Origin of the sequence: Brevundimonas halotolerans (assembly GCF_003730275.1) — a bacterium.
In the GTDB taxonomy this organism is placed as follows: Bacteria; Pseudomonadota; Alphaproteobacteria; order Caulobacterales; family Caulobacteraceae; genus Brevundimonas; species Brevundimonas halotolerans.
Genome location: NZ_QTTA01000018.1, coordinates 1 through 577, shown reverse-complemented (window position 1 = coordinate 577; position 577 = coordinate 1). Strand labels below are relative to the sequence as shown.

The following is a 577-nucleotide window of genomic DNA, read 5'->3' as shown; positions in this document are numbered from 1 at the left end:
GCGAAGCGGCGGAAGTGCTTGAGCTTGTTGAAGCAGCGCTCGACGCGATTGCGCAGCTTGTAGATCCGAGGGTCGTGCGGGATCGGTGTCTTGCGCGAGCGGGTTGAGGGGATGACGGCCTCGGCTCCGATTCTGGCCAGATGGGCACGAAGGCTGTTGGCGTCGTAGGCGCGGTCGGCGAGCACGGCGCCGGGCCGATGGCCGTCGAGCAGAGCGGGCACGGCCAGGATGTCGTGGCTCTGACCGGCGGCGATGAGGAAGCGGACGGGTCGGCCAAGACTGTCGCAGGCCATGTGGACCTTGGTGGTCAGTCCGCCTCTGGAACGCCCCACAGCCGGGTCGAGGCCCCCTTTTTTCGGCCGCTGCCCCGGCCGGTCGTCGCCTGCTGGTGAGCCCGCACAAGGGTTGAGTCCAGCATCAGATACTGGTTGTCCCGATCCTTGGTCAGATCGTCGAATACCTTCTCCCAGATCCCCGCTGCGGCCCAACGGCTGAAACGCTTGTGCGCCGTCTTCCACTTGCCGTAGCGCTCGGGAAGGTCCTGCCAGTGAGCGCCGGAACGCAGCACCCACAGCAC

1 pseudogene is annotated in these 577 nt (G+C 66.6%); it reads right to left on the bottom strand.

Annotated elements, in window-relative coordinates:
- Window positions 1-577, bottom strand: a pseudogene (locus EG854_RS13300) (IS5 family transposase); the annotation flags it as partial.